Genomic DNA, 18,732 nt, shown 5'->3' with positions numbered 1-18,732 from the left:
GTAGCAACCCTTTTTCGGTTTTAAGAACATTGTAAGTAGATAGACGCTAATCAAACCAAGCGTCATTGATTTTAAGCGAAAACAACAATGGCGCTAAATCTTCATAACGCATTTCATGCGCCTCACAAGTCGCATTTTTCATGTAATTCTTTTCCCACGGATCGTTAATGATCCATAGCGTACTATCAATAGTGACTAGCCCTTCCATTGAAGAATTATCCATTGTGTACTGTTTACAATTCTGGTCACTGGCAACATCAAAAATAATGGGAATGCGCTTTGTTGGCTTGCTACCAGTGGTATCAATTACCCACAATTCATTGTCGTTTCTTGCGGCGCCAAATAAATACGATGCGCCTGTTGAGTGCGTATATAAAGCCAAGCCATTTAAGGGGTGATTACCCGAGGTAAACGAAGGGAGCTGAAGGTCTGGTTCGCTCACAGTTGCAAAATCGCTCGATGAGAAAAAGTCTTCATCAACTGCCAATGTAAAAATTCTTGGCTGTCCAGCTTTATCTTTCTCAAGCGCCAAATACAAAGTGCCGTCTTCCGCCATAGTCAGGCCTTCAATACCATCATTAGGGAAGTTTCCTACTTCGAACCCTTTCGGAAACTGAAGTGGACGCACATCTGACATTTCAACATCACCATTGTCCTTTTGCGTTAGTTTGACCAATAGGGTTGGGTAGTCTGTAGAGCCTGTATCTTCGTACTTGGTTTCACAACGAGGGCTTAAGGCACCAGTACGGGTTGCATCTTCTGTGACGGTGTAAATGACATTAGCATCTCTAGGGTCTACCGCTAACGCTTCTAAATCTGGTTGTTCGCTTAAGTAACTATAGAAGCAGCTTCGGCGCACTTCCCTTGAGAATGAAAAGCGCTCACTAGAGGCAACGAGCGTTGCTGTTTCAGGCGAAATAGTATGCAACTTCAACTGCTGCGTAACATCCGCACTTGCATCAGCAATGGTTACTAGCTGTCCGTCTAGCACCACTAGCCCTGATGTTTGGGGGTCAAACATAACTTTTCCAGATTCATCAAGGATCCACTTTCCTACTGTTGTTTCTGTCAAATCGGTAGGTTCTGAACTGATAATGACATCTTTGGGCTCGCTGCATGCGGTGACCAGCATGGCGGTTAAAACGGTGGCGGATAAATATTTAAGCATAAAATGAAGTCCTCTCTCGACTCGGCATATCGAGAGCAAAAGATAAAACTGAAAAAATTGTAAGGGAGTATATCGAGCATACCGTTTACGCACAAAAAAGAGTAAGGTTATAACGGTTATTTACATAGCGACTGCGTTTGTGGCTTGTAAAAGACACGATAAAGATTGTAAAGCTTCTTAGTATTGAGGCAGAAAAGTTTTAGCTATCAAATCAAGTATTGAAGGAGAAAGTCATTCCTACGCAGCAATTGCCCCAAGTCATAGCAGGGCCAATAGTTAGAAAAGTGACGCCTACTGAAAGCCATATATGGGTAGTCACCAGTGACGCCGAAGCACCACAACTGAAACTGTCGGTCTGTGACCAGACCATAGCGGGTGAATGTCAGAGTGAAACTGTACGCGTAGGCTCTCATGCTTTCATCCATCTTATCTCTTTTTACGCCGCTGATACTTTTAAAGACAGAGCACGAATTAGCTATAAACTGTTATTTGACGATTCGTCTTCCCAAACCAGATGGGAAAAAGAACAGCGCGCAATACTCTACGATGGTCAAACTTCGCCAAGCTTTCACTACACAGAAACGCCTGAAACTATTTTGCACGGCTCTTGCCGCAAACCCCACTTTCACGACGATGATGCGCTCGCGCAGGTTGACGTTCTTCATGAGAATGCGTTTAAAGAGGGTGAGAACTTTCCTGATCTTTTGTTGATGACAGGGGATCAAATTTACGCAGATGATGTCGCTGGCCCTATGCTTAAAGCCATTCACTGTGTGATAGAGCGTTTAGGTCTTTATCACGAAGCGCTTGAGGGCGCAGTGGTGAGCAACACGAGTGAACTTGCAACCCATGAATTTGGGTTTTATGAACGTGAACAGCTTCTTCCACAAATAGCGACCAACACAGTACTATCTTCAATATTCTTTGGCGCTAAGAAAAAACCAGTATTCACATCGGTAAATGCACAAAACCATTTAATTGGCAGTGCAGAGATCATCGCAATGTATTTGCTGGTGTGGTCGGACACGCTTTGGGCTGATATCAATATAGATAAAGAGGGGCTCCCCCCAAAATACCTCGCTATTTTCGATAAAGAATACGAGGCGCTTAATGGCTTTGTAAAACAGCTACCGCAGGTACGTAGAGCCCTGGCACACATTCCTACCTATATGATCTTTGACGATCACGATGTTACCGACGACTGGAACTTAACCCGGGGCTGGGAGCAAGAAGTCTATGGCAACCCTTTATCAAAACGCATGATCGGCAATGCGCTCATTGGCTATTTGCTTTGCCAAGGCTGGGGAAATGCACCTAAAAAAGTAGCGCCATTAATTGCTAAAGTACAAGAATCGATGGGAGAAAGTGGTTTAAACTCGCACGATGAAATCATTGATGATCTGTTGGATTTTGATCAGTGGCATTACCGTTTAGATACCACACCACCTATTGAGGTTTTAGACACCCGCACACAGCGCTGGCGCTCCGAATCTAATATGAATAAGCCCTCGGGGCTAATGGACTGGGAAGCACTGTGTGATTTTCAGCATTCTATAATCGGCAAAGAGTCTGTCATCGTTGTCTCTGCCGCTCCCATTTATGGTGTAAAGGTTATCGAAGCCATTCAAAAGGTGTTTACGTTTTTTGGCAAGGCGCTTACTGTTGACGCTGAGAACTGGATGGCCCACAAAGGCACAGCGAATGTTATATTAAATATATTCAGGCATTACAAAACGCCCCCCGATTTCATCATTCTATCTGGCGATGTGCACTATTCCTTTGTATACGATGTACGCCTGCGCTTTAGGCGTAACAGCCCTCACATCACCCAGTTCACCTGCAGCGGATTAAAAAACGCCTTTCCGGATGGATTAATCAAATGGCTAGATAGATTAAACCGTGTGCTTTATCGCTCCAAATCGCCGCTGAACCTTTTCACGAGACGCCGAAATATGTCGGTAAAAGCGAGAGAGCCAAGTTTGGGTTATGGCGAATTATTCAACGGTTGTGCCATTGGTGTATTAAAAATTTCACAGAAAAACACCGATGTTCAGTGCAAAGCTTTGTTGAGCAACGGTAAAGAGGTAGAATTCCCAGCTTCCAAAGACGATTAGTTCAAAAGAGGTATCTAATGAGTGATAGCGCACTGTCCATCGGATTATTTTACGGCTCAACAACCTGCTATACCGAAATGGCAGCAGAAAAAATCCAAGCGCAGCTCAATAGCCTTTTTGACGAAGATATTGTTGACCTTCACAACATTAAAGACGTTAACCTAACGCGCACGGCCGAATACGACATTATTATATTTGGTATCTCCACTTGGGATTTCGGCGAGCTGCAAGAAGATTGGGAGTCTCACTGGGAAGAGGTTCACGGCTTAGATTTAGCAGGTAAAACCATTGCACTATTCGGCCTTGGCGATCAACTTGGTTACGGTGAATGGTTCCAAGATGCGTTGGGCATGCTTCACGATGCAATAATGCCTTCAGGTTGTAATATTGTGGGGTACTGGCCCAACGAAGGCTACGACTTTACCGCCTCTAAAGCATTGACCGAAGATAAAACCAAGTTCGTAGGTTTATCTCTTGATGATGAAAACCAATACGACAAAACCGATGCTCGAATTGAAGCTTGGTGTGAACAGCTACTGGTCTCAATGGCATAAATATTTAATCCACTTGGATATCAACGTTGGAAAATAAAGGTCGTATTCATCAGCAGTTCTATCGCAACGGCCCAAGCCACAGGGACGGCGCTGATGTTTCATTTCAAGATATTCGCAAACTGTTTAATTTCGCTACGATCACTGTGGGTAGATGGGTAACAGCAGAAGAACAACAGATCGCTGCCAACCTCTTTTTCGATGCACTTTACGATCTGGTGGCGATCTTAAATATCAATGAACAGGTGTTATCGTTAAACGGCTCCCTGTCACTGGCATTTGGCAGTGGCGGTCAAAAACACAGCAGTGCCCACTACAACAGTGCGAAAAGACAGCTTGCGCTAGCAAAAAATGCAGGAGCCGGGGCGTTAGCTCACGAGTGGTTTCACGCCTTCGATCATTATATAGCGCCGCGCATGTTCGACGGTATTGCCGCCGGTAGCTTTGCCACACAGGCCTGGCTTGACAACGCGCCTATGAACAACCACCCATTGAATCAAAAATTGAGCGATTGTTTTTCGTTATTGTTTTTAAATGATCAAAAAAGGCCAAATGAGTACTTTGTGCGATCCGTAGAGGCTGATCGCGCGCTAAAAATGTATTATTATGCGATGCCTCAGGAGATGGCTGCCCGTGCATTTGAGGCCTGCATTCAAGATCACGAGATCAAAAATGCGTTTTTGGTGCAAGGCACAAAAAAATCAACGGAAGCTAGACTTGGCATTTATCCTCATGGTAACTTGCGTACATCACTCAATCAGGCATTGATGTTGTATTTTTACCAATTAGGTGTCGCTATTTCACGCAAACAAACCTAGTTTGTTGTTTTATTACTGTGAAACTGAGTATTTTTTCAACAACAAGTGTTAATGAGCACACTGTTTTTATACAAAAGTCTGTATATTTTTGTAACAAGCAGTATACTAAATGGCTCGAACGTAACAGAAGAAAGAAGACGAGATGAAAAGAAAGAAGCATACCTCGGCTGAAGACGAGGCTCAGATTGATATGACCCCCATGTTGGACATCGTGTTCATCATGTTGATTTTCTTCATCGTAACGACCTCGTTCGTGAAAGAGAAAGGTTTAGACGTAAACCGTCCAGAGGATAATCAAGCGAAAAACGACAAGCCTTCTAAAGCGCTATCAATTCGTATTGATGCCGATGGCACTATCATGATGGGTGGCCGTGAGGTTGATATTCGTCGTGTAGTTGCAAACACGCAAACATACCTTGCAGAAAACAACACGGATTCAGCTGCAATCCAAGCTCACGAAGACAGCGAGCATGGAACGGTTGTTGAAGTAATGAACCAAGTTAAAATTGCTGGTATCGACAAAGTATCTGTTTTGGTTAAAAAGAGCAGTTAAACGTTCTATTAATCAAAAATAAAGCATAAAAAAAGCCACCTTCGGGTGGCTTTTTTGTTTTTGTGTAACATGACCTGAACAGCGTTGACACTTAATTTAAGGCTACTCGTCTAATCCATATTGCATCATTATTGAACGTCAACGTTCTCAATTAACTTTAACGAAACGTTTGTAGATTTTTTTTGACGAAATAGCTTTGCTTGCTGAAGTACGTTCAGAGGCGCACCTGCATCTATCGCGTTTTGAAAAATTTTCTCTAGATCTGAAAAGCACTCTGACTGAGGTGAATTTTTGACTAACTTCATTGCTAACACTCCTTATCACTGCGCAATAATTGTATTACCACCGATGGCCAATAAAAGTTGCCAAAGTTATACTTAGTTTTGGAATATAATACTTTAACGGATAATTTTTTCTATTCAACTTTAGTTTTTCGCCAAAGTGTCTAAAGTTTTTTATTCTACGCTGCTATTCTTTACCGCGCGAATTTTACTGAATATGCTAAACAAATTACTCACGTTAAATACGGTACCAAATAGGCTTCCCACTAGAATAGCATAAACAAGCCCCAGCCCCTCTGCGACGATAAATACTTTGCGAATGGTTCTCACATCTCGAATAACCAGCGACCCCACTGTGAAAATAAGTGACGACGCATAGGCGATGAAAATTATCCAGCTGTGATCTAATACAAACCACTCATAAGCGAGAAAGCCTACATTCACCGCAACAAAGAAAAATAAAATGGTATTGCTTCTATGTTTAATAGCAATAAAGTTACGAACGCTGGCTAGCAGTGTTCCAATGCCAGCTGCCATGGCATCCAACATAAAAAAGTGAACGCTGAGTGCACTCAAGGCAAATGCAGAAATAAGCAAATACCTGTCTACGTTGGTTTGGCGATACCCAATAAAATTTAAAACAACGGCTATGGCGCCAAAGCCTTCTGCAACTATATTCATTTATATTAGCTCATTAAAATTTAAGGTAATAAGGCTGACAGAGGGCTTTGTATTCATTTGTGTAATTACCCTCGCGGTCTCTAATAATCAGCGCATTTTCACTTGCGACTTTTGTAATGAAAAGCTGGCGCTCTGCATACGCAATGCAATCTGCATGTTCACCGCTAGCATTCTCAATTACTTTGTTAAAGCGAAATCCACAAAGGTATGGGTCTTTGTCCGATGTATGCTTTACATAAAGCATCGCTTCCAACAATAAGCCATAACCAGCAGCGGTTTTGATAATGTCAGCTGCCATCGACGTAGGGTACACACAGTACATTTGTCCACTTTCCATCAATAATGCACTGCTAGCGTTAAAAAGCTCATCAGGGCTTAATGTAGATGTTTGTCTTGCTACTGAACGATTGTGGCTTTGCTTACTGTAGGCATTAGAAAGTTTCGCTGGCGATTCGAAATACGGCGGGTTGGAAATAATGGTGTCATACAAATAGGCTGGTTCAAACCCCGCCAAGTCGCAGTTTCGGATACGTAGCTGCCCTGCCCACTTTGAATTTTCAAAGTTAATTGCTGCCTGCGCCGCTGCATCCTTATCAATTTCGATAGCATCGATTCGAGCTGCATCATAGTTATGACTTAACAGGCTTTTCCCTGATGAAACAAAGCTACTTGTACTTTCTTTCTTTGCTTTCTCTTTCTCTGTGCTGTCCGCACTTAAACTATCAGCGCCGCAGCTATCTAACTCACGTTCACTGCAACTTAGCGGATAAAAGCTTTCGGCTTTTTGGGCCATCATCAGTGCTAAAATGCCACTGCCGGTTCCAATATCCAAAATACGTGGAGCATGGCCAAGGTTTGCGCGAAGCTGCGCCCAACTGCCTAAAATTAGGCTGTCGGTGTTCACTTTCATGGCGCATTTATCTTGCGCTACGGTGAATTGTTTACAGCGGAACATGGGGAAGTCATATTACCTGGTGCATTAAAAGGCGCGCATTCTATACCAAGTTCGGTTGCGCTTCACGTTAAGCTGGTGACATATATTGTACACGCTCATCCCCCGGGTCTATTTCCAGCGCTGAAGCGACATCATATTTCTGGCCACATCCACGGCATGAACAGGTCGGTACTTTTTTAACGGGCCTTTCATTATGCTTTGCCAGATGGGCGCGGTTTTCTGCGCTATATCTTCTAATGTCCGTGATTCATCCCTATCGCCAAGTAACAATGAAGGGCGAACTGCCGAGGCGTGGGGTAATTGCGGCATGCGCATAATGGCGTTCTCTAATTCTCCTTTCACCCGCAAATAAAAGTTACTGCTTTTAGCATCAGCGCCAACCGAAGATATCCACACAAAGCTGTCAGCTCGTTGAGCACGAGTAAGCTGGGCAGCGACGTGCACAAACTCAAAATCCACACGGCGAAAGGCTTGTTTAGACCCCGCTTTTTTAAGCGTGGTCCCTAGGCAGCAGTAAACATGGTTTACGCTGAAGTAACCTTGGTAGTCTTGCAGGTTGTCAAAGTCGATAACCACAGGCTTAAGCCTATTGTGTGGGTCGTTAAACATGCTAGAGGAAAGCGGTTTTCTGACTAAGCAGGTTACTTCATTGTACCGTCTGTCCTGTAACAGCATATTTACAAGCGTTCGTCCTACTAAACCTGTCGCTCCTAGCACCATTGCGGATTTCATACGTCGCACCTTGTATCATAAATTGATATAACTACAATCAAACCTTCGACAGTCAAATATGCAGATAAAAATGAAAAAAGCCCTTTTAATTGGAGCCGCTATGCTCTCTACTGCTTTAAACGCTGAAACGCTCACTATTGAGCGCATTTTCTCTTCTCCTTCACTTGATGGCAATGCACCCCGTTCATTGAAAGTATCCCCAGACGGTCAACGCGTTACATTTCTTAAAGGCAAACAAACTGACTACGAACGCCTAGATCTATGGGAATACCATATTGAAAGCGGTCAAACTCGCATGCTGTTCGACTCAAACGACCTACAAAGCGGCGAAGAAGTGCTTTCTGATGAAGAAAAAGCGCGACGAGAGCGTATGCGTTTATCTGGTAGCGGCATCGTTAGCTACCAATGGTCAGACGATGGTAAAGCATTATTATTCCCGCTAGGAGGAGACGTTTTCTATCACAAGCTGGGTGAAAAAGGCGCAAAACAGTTACTTGATACTGACGCTTTTGAAACTGACATTAAATTATCACCAAAAGGTAACTACATCTCGTTTATTCGCGACCAGAACCTATATGTGAAACACATTGAATCAGGTAAAGAAACCGCCATTACCAAAGAAGGCGGCGGCAACATAAAGTTTGGTATGGCGGAGTTTGTGGCGCAAGAAGAAATGGGCCGCATGACTGGATATTGGTGGTCGCCTGATGAAACTAAGATTGCGTTTACCAAGGTGGATGAAAGCCCAGTAGACGTGATCACCCGCTCTGAAATTTATGCTGACGATATCAAACTTATCGAACAAAAGTATCCTAAGGCAGGCACGCCGAACGTGTTGGTGGAACTTGCTATTCAAGACATCAGTTCTGGCGACCGTACCTGGGTTGACTTAGGTGAAGATAAAGACATTTATTTTGCTCGCGGTAAGTGGATGCCAAACAGCACTACCTTTACTTACCAATGGCAAACACGGGATCAGCAAACCTTAGAGCTTCGCGCGTTCGACCTTAACAGTAAAAAAGAAAACGTACTGCTTACAGAAACAAGTAATACCTGGGTAAATCTGCACGACGACCTTTATTTCTTGAAAGAAAAAGGCAAGTTTATCTGGGCGTCTGAGCGCGATGGATATAAACACCTTTACCTTTTCGACAACAACGGCAAGTTAGTTAAGCAATTAACCAAAGGTGATTGGGTTGTTGACAGTGTTGAAGCTATTGATACCGCAAACAACCGTTTGTACTTCTCTGGCCGCAAAGATACGCCACTTGAAAGCCATGTTTACAGCGTACCTTTAGATGGCGGCGAGATTTCACGCGTAACTGAGTTAGGCGCGTATCATAGTGCTGCGTTTAGCAAAGATGCTTCAATTTTTATTGACCGTTTTTCAACTATCAATTCCCCTGCACAGGTAAGCTTAAACAGTGCAAACGGCGAGCGAATTACTTGGCTTGAAGAAAACAAAGTTGAAGAAGGTCATCCTCTGCACGCTTACATGGATAGCTGGACGGCACCTGAGTTTGGTGACATTACCACTAAGGATGGCGCAACGCTTAAGTATCGCATCTACACGCCAGACAGCGCTAAGCAAAACCCTAAACAGAAGCACCCTGTTATTGTTTACCTTTACGGCGGTCCACACGCACAAGTGGTAACAAACAGCTGGGCGGGTAACCGTGGTTTGCTGTTCCAACACTGGGTTGACCAAGGTTACGTAGTATTCACGTTAGATAACCGTGGCTCTAATTATCGTGGTAAAAGCTTTGAAGATCCTATTTATAAAAAAATGGGCTTTATTGAAGTGGACGATCAGGTTGCAGGTGTAGAGTTCTTACGTACACTTCCTTTCGTTGATGCTGAGCGTATTGGTGTTCATGGCCACAGCTATGGCGGCTACATGACGCTAATGACCATGTTCAAAGCAGGCGATTATTTTGCAGCGGGTGTGTCAGGTGCGCCGGTAACCGACTGGCGTTTGTACGATACCCATTACACCGAGCGCTATATGGGTAACCCTAATACAGATGATGATGCCTACACAGCATCTTCAGTATTCCCTTACGCAAAAGACTTGAAAGGCGACCTTTTGATTTACCACGGCATGGCAGATGACAACGTATTGTTTACGCACTCGACCATGCTATACAAGCACCTTCAAGATTTGGCGATTCCATTTGAAACCATGGATTACCCAGGTAAGAAGCACAGTATTCGTGGTAAGCAAACGGGCATTCACTTATACAAAACGATTACTAACTTCTTTAACCGTAACTTGAAAGACTAATCGGGTTAGGGCCTAGGCAAGTTGTAATAAACAAAAAGCGATGCTTGTGAAAGCATCGCTTTTTTATTTGGTCTTTTTGATTGTTACTAGCTAAACATCTGGGTTGCTAGGTTTTGCTGTACCGCCTGAGCAGACGATGCACTCAACTCAATTTCAACAGGGTCGGCTTTACCCGACAACCAAATTTTAAGCTCTGCATCAGTATCAAAATGCCCTGCTGTCTCAACGATAAACTGGGTAATAGATTTGTAAGGTATTGAGTGATAGTTCACTTTGCGCCCGGTAAGGCCTTGCTTATCAATTAGAATTAGGCGCTTGTTCGTGAATACACTTAGGTCGCGCACTAATTTAAACGCAGAGGTAACGGTCTCATTAGTAGCGAGTATAGGCGTAAGCTCTTCTTGAACATCTGAAGCGCTCGTCTCGCTTGCATTACCCATAATGGTATCAAATAACCCCATAATCATTTCCTTTAGGCAGAGGCAAGTTTAACTCGCCATTGAACTCTATGCGCCAGTGGCTTGGGTTTATCTAAAGCAAAGCCTTGACCATAGTCGACTTTAAGCTCTCGTAAGACCTCTGCGGTCGCGTTATCGACCACAAACTCAGCTACCGTTTGTTTACCCATACTGTGCGCAATATTATTAATTGCAGTAACTGTAGCATGATCAATTGGATCGTGAACAATGTTTCGCACAAAGGAGCCATCAATCTTCACGTAATCTACGTCAAGGTGCTTAAGGTAAGTAAACGACGACATACCTGCACCAAAATCATCTAAGGCAAAGCTACAACCTAAATCGCGCAGCGTGGATATAAAGTGTTTAGCGGCACTTAAATTAGTTACCGCCGTTGTTTCTGTAATCTCAAAACAAATTTTCTCTGCAGGTACAGAGGTACTTTGCATGCGCTTGGTAATATTATGAAGCGCCATTTCATCGCCCAATGTAATACCCGATAAATTAATCGCAACTTTGCCAACGTTATCAATATGAGCTGGATTACTCTCAAGAGTTTTAAGGGTGTTATCTACCACCCACATATCCACTTTGTTCATTAATCCGTGGCGCTCAGCTAACGGGATAAATAATCCCGGACTGATAAGGCCGCTGTCTTTGGCGTTTAGACGCAGCAGAATTTCGTAATGCTGTAATTGGGCGGCCTGTTCTTGGCTAGGCACGTTAAGTGGCATAATAGCTTGGCTATACAACTCAAAACCATCGTTTTGTAACGCGTAGTGCAAAGCATGTAGAACCTGATTTTCGCTGTCGTCAATGGCCATTTGCGAGTCGTTATCATGGAATACAAAGTAACGGTTTCGGCCTAGGTGCTTGGCTTTGTAACACGCATTGTCAGCAGCTTTAATTAACGCTTCCGCGCTTTGTGTGCTCTCGTTTATTTCGATAACGCCAATGCTTGCCCCCACAAAAAACAACTTGTCGTCATATACAAAACGGTAATTGGAAATCGCTACCAATAGCTTGTCTAGGCGGTTTGTTACCTCATCCAAACTTTGATTGCGAAATATAATGCAGAACTCGTCGCCACCTATTCGGGCGAGCAGGTCGTGTCCATTAACGTACTGCCTAAATATGGTCGAAATCTCCTTAAGCAGCTTGTCGCCGGCTGGGTGACCACAGCTGTCGTTTACTAATTTGAACCTATCCATATCGATAAAGCACATCACGCTTTGTTTGTGGTAAGCGCGGGGCAAATGAATGTCAGCCACGTTTTCAAAACCATCTTGGTTTAACGCCTCTCGACTACTGTGCTGAACAGCTTCTTTGTGCGTTTCATCAAGGATCTCTCGCAATTTTTCATCAAATGCGTAGCGATTAAACAACCCGGTTAACTGGTCATGATTGGCTTGAAAATACACTTCTTCCTGTAGCGCTAGCTCTTTCGTCACATCGCGTGCTATGCCTTCAACCGCAATCAACAATCCTTGTTCGTCAACGATGGGGGTATCTGAAAATTCAATCGCTAACGGCTCCCCTACTTTGCCTTGATAATGCACAACATAAGGCTCGGGCTTTTCGCCACGGGCAATGGTTTGGCGTATTTCAAAGGTCTCGTCAGGTACTTGGCGTACGTATTTCGACTCGTTCGCACAGAAGTCTTCGGCGCTAAACCCTAAAATTTTTTCAATACCCGCGCTCACATACATAAAGTTATGCTCGACAGTTTTGGTGTAAACAAAGTGACGGTGCATGCCATCAACTAAGCGACGATACTTTTCTTCGCTACGCTTTAAATCGTGCTGGGCGCGAAAACGTTCGGTCACATCTCTTACGGTGACTGCTATATTATCACCTGCTTTTACCACCTGAACTTTTATCCATTGTGGCGCAATCTTATCGCTGTGAATGGCAAGGTGGGCTTCATAAGGTACACCGTGTTCAGACACGTTTTTAGCATTCTTAAATTCATCACTTAAGCCTAAATAGCGTGTTTGCTCGGCTAAGCTCATAGACCGTAATACATCACAAGCACCGCGAAATAGATAGCGGCTATATGAGTTTGCTTCAACTAAAGAAAAGTCATCATCTATTGGTTGATAGATAAGTAGCGCGTCAAGAGATGCTTCGCTAGCGGTAAGATAACGTTGATGGCTAACGGATAGATTAACCGCTCCTTTAAGCTGCTTGTGCAGTACATAGCTAACCAGCGCTGACATTAATAAGCCCGTTAGCATAATCAAAAGCCCTGCGTTGTAAGGGCTAAGCTGGGACTGCATGGTAAGAAGGAAGTCCCGCTCTAGAAATGTAAACGGTGCAAGCGGCACAATAGTGCCATCTTGCACTAATTTTCCGCTTTGAAATAAGGTTTGATTGTCGGCTTTGAGCTGAAAATTAAACTGCGGCCCCACTAACTCGCCTAACATCACGCCTAGAATAGTTTGTATATCAAAACTCGCCACTAGAAAGCCATGCTCAGGCTCCTGAGGGCTTATCGATCTCCCCATAATGATAAAGTGGTGTTTAGCAGTATCTGAATACATAAGCGTGCTTTCCAAGTCCTCAGAAAAACGCGATATGTTCAAGCCTAACGCTTCCATAGGCTTACCAACTAAGCTGTTGTCTATGCGGGTTTTAATGCCGGAAGATGGCGTTGCCACCCACGCTATCTTCCCATCAGCATCAACAAACACTAGCGATGAAAAACCACGCTGCATACCCATCAATGACAGGGCCTGCGCGTTAAACCAGTCTACTTGGTTTGGCTCGAAGGTGGGCCAGTTTTGCATAAGGTTGTGCAGCGCTTGAATACGTTCGCTTGAGAAAACTTCAAGACTAATTTTTACCTGCTCGGCAACCGACTGCGCTTTAGAAATACGTGCTGCGCGTTCATCGTTTTGAATAAAAACACCAGCAGAAACAAATAAAAAGGTGAGAAAAAGAAACAAAACCGTAGGTAAGGCGTAAATACGATGGTTGTGTTTGCTTAACATGTGCCTGTCTCCGGTAACTAGCGCCGGTATACTAAAGTAGAATTATTAAATAAATATGAATTGTCTTATGTGGTATAGGCTCTGGCGTTATCTAATAGTATCTGGCACTGTAAGGCTTCCGATTTCCTTTTAGTGCGTAAAGGCCCTTGTCGGCGCTACCCCACAAAAAAACCAAAATGAAAAGAGCGTTACTTAATGAGTATTTCTCCAAATTTCGAAGACATTAAACAAGCCTATGAACGTATAAAAGGCGACGTAAAGAAAACGCCGATAGTTGAATCTTCGTTGCTCAACAAATGGATGGGCAACCGCATTCTGTTTAAAGCGGAGTGCTTACAGACCATCGGGGCATTCAAAATTCGCGGCGCTATGAATTTTTTAGCCCGGTTGAAAGAGGAGGGTCGTTTACCGAAGCATGTGGTCGCCAATAGTTCTGGAAATCATGCTCAGGCAGTAGCCTATGCAGCGTCTCACTTTGGTATCAAAGCCACTATTTTCGCGAGCGAGACCATTTCGCCGATTAAAGCTGCTGCTACGCAAAGCTATGGTGCTGAATTAAAACTATTTCCTACCCGTCCAGAAGCAGATGAGGCTGTCGAGCAAGCATCAAAAGCACCAGACACAGTATGGATACCGCCGTTCAATCATGAGGATATCGTGGCGGGGCAAGGCACGGCAACGTTAGAAGCGCTTAACGAAATTGGTGAGGTGGATGCTGTCTTTGCGCCGTGTGGTGGCGGAGGGTTATTGTCGGGCTCATTACTGGCAACTCGCGCACTACAGCCAAATGCATTGGTCATTGGCGCTGAGCCCGCCGAAGCGAATGATGCCTCTATGTCGTTGCAAGCTGGTGAGATCATTGCTTTAGACTATGCTCCAAATACCCTAGCAGACGGTGCAGCCACGCCCTCTGTTGGCGATGTAACGTTTCCTATAATGCAAGAAATAGATGATTTCTACGAAGTGGATGAGCTACAAATTGCTTATTGGACCCAATGGCTACATCATTTACTAAAGCTTCATATTGAGCCCACGTGCGCGATGACCATGGCTGCAGTAGCGGCTTGGGCTGCCAACACTCCACCTGGGCAAACCGCTCTTGTTATATTGAGTGGTGGCAACATTAGCCAGTCGAGTATGGCTAAGATTTGGGAGAGAGATTTTTTGCTGCAGCCTCCCATTCTTGACCTTGATGACGAAGACGAATTTGAAGACACCGAGCGTGTCGAGGCATAGCGTTGCGTTAGTGCGTAGCTATTGAAACTCGAGCAGCTCGGTATAAAAACTGTAAAAACAAAGAATAAAACAGAAATAAAAAAGGCAGAAACTCACTATGAACTCTACATTGTCGGCACTGACATTTAAAAAGCACTCGCTTTCAAAATTGCTAACCACAACGTTTGCAACAGCGGCAACGTTAGGCGCTATGACCACCACGCTTACAGTGGATGCTGCAACGCTTGTTGAGAACGTAAAAGGCTATACGTTAAATGAAAGTGGCAAACTCATTACGTTTAAAAACCTTGTCATTGATGAAGGCAAAGTGGTTGCATTAAATATCGACAAAGGCAACACGCCTGTCGACAGCACCATAGACGGCGAAGGTAAAGTCATGCTGCCTGGTCTTATCGACGCTCATGGCCACCTTCTCGGCTTAGGAGCAAACTTACTAGAAGTAGACTTACGAGAAAGTAAAAGTGCCCAAGACGCAGCTAAAATGGTTGCCGAATACGCTTTCGCAAACGGACAACAAGCTTGGATTACCGGGCGCGGCTGGAACCAAGAATTATGGTCCGACAGAGCGTTTCCAACAGCTGCTGATTTGGACAAAGTTGTTTCTGATAAACCTGTAATGCTTACTCGAGTGGACGGTCATGCGGCGTGGGTTAACACAAAAGCCATGGAGCTAGCTGGCATCACAAAAGACACTCAGTCCCCTGTTGGTGGTGAAATTATTAAGGATGCTAACGGCCAACCTACTGGTGTATTCATCGATAACGCATCACTGTTAATTGAAGAACACTTACCGAAAGCCAGTAACGCGATATACGAGCAGCAATTGAATGCCGCAGGTGAGCACTTACTAGCAAATGGCATTACGTCAATGCACGATGCTGGTGTGGGCAGAGACGTTTACGACTTCTATTTAAAAGAAGCCGTAGAGGGTGACTTACCTGTACGTATTTATGCAATGGTGAGCGCGACTGACCCTGAACTTTCAACAATGTTAAGCAACGGTACAATTCGTGATGAAGACGACTTTTTGTATATTCGTTCAGTGAAAGCCTATGGCGATGGTGCGCTAGGTAGTCGAGGGGCAGCATTACTCGAACCGTATTCCGATGCGCCCCATCAACATGGATTGCTGTTAACTCAACCAGAAGATATGACCCAACTTTTCACCACGGTTATTGGTGCGGGCTTCCAGCTTAACTATCACGCTATTGGCGATAAGGCGAATCATGTTGCGCTAAACGAGTTTGAAACCACGTTTAAAAATATTGGCGGCAGCGAGTTGCGCAACCGCATAGAACACGCGCAAGTTATAGCGCCTGACGACCTAGCCCGCTTTGCGTCGCTAAAAGTGCTTCCTTCCATGCAGCCAACACATGCCACCAGCGATAAGAACATGGCGGAAGACCGCCTTGGTAAAGACCGTATGGAAGGCGCTTATGCATGGAAAACGCTACTCGATTCGGGCATTGCCCTACCCTTAGGTTCAGATTTTCCTGTAGAGCTTGCTAACCCGTTTTATGGTCTTCACGCTGCGGTTACGCGTCAAGACAGAAACAACCAACCGGTAAAAGGCTGGTATGCCCACGAAGCATTAACTATCGAGCAAGCCTTCAAAGGGTTTACTTTAGATGCAGCCTACGCAGGGCATATGGAAGATACGTTAGGTACGTTAACCCCAGGAAAGTGGGCTGATTTCATTTTGGTAGACCAAGATATTTTCAGCATAGACGCCAAAGACATTTGGAAAACCGAAGTTCACGCCACCTATGTGGCTGGAGAAGAAGTTTTCTCTAAATGAATAGCGAAAACAAAAGCCTTTTAACCAAAGGGATTGGCGGCATTGGCGCCGCCCTTTTAGTATTAAACGGTCTTATTGGGGCAGGCATTTTTGCACTGCCCGCAAAAATGGCCGCTGAGCTTGGTGCTTTCAGCCCCTACATCTTTTTAATCTTTGGCGCACTTATGCTGGCCATCGTCTGGTGTTTTGGACAGTTAGCGGTACGCTATCAAGAAACTGGCGGGCCAGTAATTTACGCTCAAAAAGGCTTTGGCAATGCAGCCGCGTTTCAAACGGGGTTTGTGTATTACTTGGCTCGAGCCACGGCAATTGCCGCAAATATGCACGTTCTGTTGCTATACGCTGGCTATATGTGGCCAGAGCTCAACACAGGCGCTGGCAAATCATTTGCTATTATAGGGCTGACAACAGCATTAATTGTAGTAAATATTGTTGGTCTTAAGGCCGCTATGCGTTCGCTAGATACTATATCGGTGCTAAAACTCGTGCCTTTTGTGGCGCTTATTGCTGTGGGTTATTGGCAGCTGGATTTTTCTACTGCGCTGACAAGCGCTTCGGCTACCGTTGTACCTGCATTCGACACTATATCTGCAGGTGCTTTACTTACACTTTACGCCTTTATTGGTTTTGAGACGGTAGTGGTAACCAGCGGCGAGACTAATTCACCGAAAAAGACCATCCCTCGGGCGTTGATGCTTACGGTTTCAGGCATTGCCATATTCTACTTTTGCGTGCAGTGGCTTTATTGGCATACCGTAGGGCCTGCAAAGCCTGATAGCGCTCCTCTTATTGCTCTTGCTAATGTGATATTTGGCGAAACCGGGGCGCTTGTTATGACATTTACTGCCGTGGTGTCGGTTGCCGGTAATTTGTTGGCGAATATGATATCTACCTCTCGGCTTACGTTTTCTATGGCGCGGCAGTCGCTTATTCCAGGTAGACTAGGGCATAAGCTAGGAGAGATTCACTCGACCTTTGCTACTCCAGCCGTTTCCATAACTATATTGGGGATTTTTGCCGGTACCATGGCACTTACCGGCAGTTTTGTATGGCTAGCAATTTCAAGCGTGCTTGCCCGGCTTGTAGTGTATGCCGTGTGTGTAGTGGTGCTAATGAAAGCGCAGAGGGCTTATTTACAAGGGAGTTCTACAGGCTCATCCGCTAACGCTATAACCCCTTTAAAACGTTTGATACCCTTTGCTGCATTAGCGGTTTGCGCATGGTCTATTGCACAATCGTCTACTAACGCATGGCTATTTTTATTAGGTGAATTAGCGATTGGCGCGCTGCTTTATTTCGCGCTTTTTAGAAATAAAACATTAAAAGGTTAAACAGTGGAAATTCAAGTTATACCGGTTACGCCCTTTGCCCAAAACTGCTCGTTAATTTGGGATCCAACAACTAACAAAGGCGCGTTTGTCGACCCTGGTGGCGACGTTGAAACGTTAATTGAAGCTGCTACAAATAAAGGCGTGAGTATAGAAAAAATCATACTGACTCACGGTCACCTCGACCACGTTGGCGGTACTGTCGCCATCGCTGAACATTACGGTGTGCCCGTTGTTGGCCCCCACATCGGAGATAAATTTTGGTTAGATGCGCTTATGCAGCAAAGCCAGATGTTTGGCTTTCCACCCGCGCAGCCTTTTGCCCCCAATGAGTGGTTAAATGACAACGACACCATTTCAGTAGGCAATTTAACGTTGGAAGTATTGCATTGCCCCGGTCATACACCCGGACATGTGGTGTTGGTAGAGCGTTCGAGCAATCGAGTTATTGTGGGGGATGTCATATTTGCAGGCTCTATTGGCAGAACTGACTTTCCGCAAGGAAATCATCAGCAGCTTATCGACTCTATTAAGCAAAAAATTATGGTGTTACCTGATGATATGACGATTTACCCTGGACATGGCCCTACGACAACGGTAGCCACAGAAAAGGCAACTAACCCTTATGTTTCGGGTCAGTTTGGTTAAAGTTTATTTTTTTCAATAAATGTCTAAGCACAAAAAGGCGAGGTGCGTTGAACAAGCTTTTGCTTGTTTCGCCCTCGCCTTTCGCTTATTTAAAGCTTGCTATGCATTTACTTAGCGCAATGCCTAAAAAGCGT

General features: G+C 44.6%; 16 protein-coding genes. 9 read left to right on the top strand and 7 right to left on the bottom strand.

What is annotated here, in order from left to right:
* Positions 1 to 46: 46 nt before the first annotated feature.
* Positions 47 to 1,168 (bottom strand): hypothetical protein, encoded by a 1,122-nt coding sequence (locus ACXAER_RS13230; RefSeq protein WP_474829890.1) that lies wholly within the window; start codon positions 1,166 to 1,168, stop codon positions 47 to 49.
* Positions 1,169 to 1,416: 248 nt separating this feature from the next.
* On the opposite strand from ACXAER_RS13230, the gene ACXAER_RS13225 reads away from it, so the two are divergent.
* From ACXAER_RS13225 to ACXAER_RS13210, 4 genes are all read left to right on the top strand, one after another.
* Positions 1,417 to 3,282, top strand: coding sequence for a metallophosphoesterase family protein (locus tag ACXAER_RS13225; protein WP_474829888.1), 1,866 nt, complete (start codon positions 1,417 to 1,419; stop codon positions 3,280 to 3,282).
* 17 nt (positions 3,283 to 3,299) lie between these two features.
* The gene (fldB, locus tag ACXAER_RS13220; RefSeq protein ID WP_474829886.1) at positions 3,300 to 3,836 is read left to right on the top strand and encodes a flavodoxin FldB; all 537 of its coding nucleotides are present in this window, start codon (positions 3,300 to 3,302) and stop codon (positions 3,834 to 3,836) included.
* Positions 3,837 to 3,862: 26 nt separating this feature from the next.
* On the top strand, positions 3,863 to 4,651 hold the full coding sequence (locus ACXAER_RS13215; RefSeq protein WP_474829883.1) for a CLCA_X family protein: 789 nt from the start codon (positions 3,863 to 3,865) through the stop codon (positions 4,649 to 4,651).
* Positions 4,652 to 4,793: 142 nt separating this feature from the next.
* Complete coding sequence (locus tag ACXAER_RS13210; RefSeq protein WP_014950746.1) at positions 4,794 to 5,204, top strand: ExbD/TolR family protein; 411 nt, start codon at positions 4,794 to 4,796, stop codon at positions 5,202 to 5,204.
* A gap of 128 nt (positions 5,205 to 5,332) precedes the next feature.
* On the opposite strand, the gene ACXAER_RS13205 is transcribed toward ACXAER_RS13210, so the two are convergent.
* The 4 genes from ACXAER_RS13205 to ACXAER_RS13190 form a co-directional block, all read right to left on the bottom strand.
* Positions 5,333 to 5,509, bottom strand: coding sequence for a hypothetical protein (locus tag ACXAER_RS13205; RefSeq protein ID WP_474829880.1), 177 nt, complete (start codon positions 5,507 to 5,509; stop codon positions 5,333 to 5,335).
* A 150-nt stretch (positions 5,510 to 5,659) separates the two neighbouring features.
* Entirely contained in the window at positions 5,660 to 6,166 is a 507-nt protein-coding gene (locus ACXAER_RS13200; RefSeq protein ID WP_474829878.1) for a YgjV family protein, read from the bottom strand.
* 13 nt (positions 6,167 to 6,179) lie between these two features.
* Positions 6,180 to 7,076, bottom strand: coding sequence for a tRNA1(Val) (adenine(37)-N6)-methyltransferase (locus ACXAER_RS13195; RefSeq protein WP_474830577.1), 897 nt, complete (start codon positions 7,074 to 7,076; stop codon positions 6,180 to 6,182).
* Between the two features lie 153 nt (positions 7,077 to 7,229).
* Complete coding sequence (locus ACXAER_RS13190; protein ID WP_474829876.1) at positions 7,230 to 7,853, bottom strand: NAD(P)H-binding protein; 624 nt, start codon at positions 7,851 to 7,853, stop codon at positions 7,230 to 7,232.
* Between the two features lie 70 nt (positions 7,854 to 7,923).
* Here ACXAER_RS13190 and ACXAER_RS13185 point away from each other — a divergent pair, with 70 nt between their 5' ends.
* Positions 7,924 to 10,137 (top strand): S9 family peptidase, encoded by a 2,214-nt coding sequence (locus ACXAER_RS13185; protein WP_474829874.1) that lies wholly within the window; start codon positions 7,924 to 7,926, stop codon positions 10,135 to 10,137.
* 86 nt (positions 10,138 to 10,223) lie between these two features.
* Here ACXAER_RS13185 and ACXAER_RS13180 read toward each other — a convergent pair whose 3' ends face one another.
* Complete coding sequence (locus ACXAER_RS13180; protein ID WP_474829872.1) at positions 10,224 to 10,598, bottom strand: PH domain-containing protein; 375 nt, start codon at positions 10,596 to 10,598, stop codon at positions 10,224 to 10,226.
* A gap of 11 nt (positions 10,599 to 10,609) precedes the next feature.
* A complete protein-coding gene (locus ACXAER_RS13175) occupies positions 10,610 to 13,588 on the bottom strand; it encodes a putative bifunctional diguanylate cyclase/phosphodiesterase (protein ID WP_474829870.1) in 2,979 nt (992 codons plus the stop codon).
* Positions 13,589 to 13,783: 195 nt separating this feature from the next.
* Here ACXAER_RS13175 and ACXAER_RS13170 point away from each other — a divergent pair, with 195 nt between their 5' ends.
* The 4 genes from ACXAER_RS13170 to ACXAER_RS13155 all read left to right on the top strand — a co-directional run bounded on the left by ACXAER_RS13170 (position 13,784) and on the right by ACXAER_RS13155 (position 18,598).
* Positions 13,784 to 14,824 (top strand): serine/threonine dehydratase, encoded by a 1,041-nt coding sequence (locus tag ACXAER_RS13170; RefSeq protein WP_474829868.1) that lies wholly within the window; start codon positions 13,784 to 13,786, stop codon positions 14,822 to 14,824.
* Positions 14,825 to 14,921: 97 nt separating this feature from the next.
* The gene (locus tag ACXAER_RS13165) at positions 14,922 to 16,622 is read left to right on the top strand and encodes an amidohydrolase (protein WP_474829866.1); all 1,701 of its coding nucleotides are present in this window, start codon (positions 14,922 to 14,924) and stop codon (positions 16,620 to 16,622) included.
* A complete protein-coding gene (locus tag ACXAER_RS13160; RefSeq protein WP_474829864.1) occupies positions 16,619 to 17,953 on the top strand; it encodes an APC family permease in 1,335 nt (444 codons plus the stop codon). Before ACXAER_RS13165 ends, ACXAER_RS13160 begins: the two co-directional genes overlap by 4 nt.
* A gap of 3 nt (positions 17,954 to 17,956) precedes the next feature.
* Entirely contained in the window at positions 17,957 to 18,598 is a 642-nt protein-coding gene (locus ACXAER_RS13155; protein WP_474829862.1) for an MBL fold metallo-hydrolase, read from the top strand.
* The last annotated feature ends 134 nt before the right edge of the window (positions 18,599 to 18,732 follow it).

This window comes from Alteromonas sp. AWJ4_199 (genome assembly GCF_056159165.1).
The sequence above is the reverse complement of the archived record's forward strand: the minus strand, read 5'-3'. Positions and strand labels throughout refer to the sequence as shown.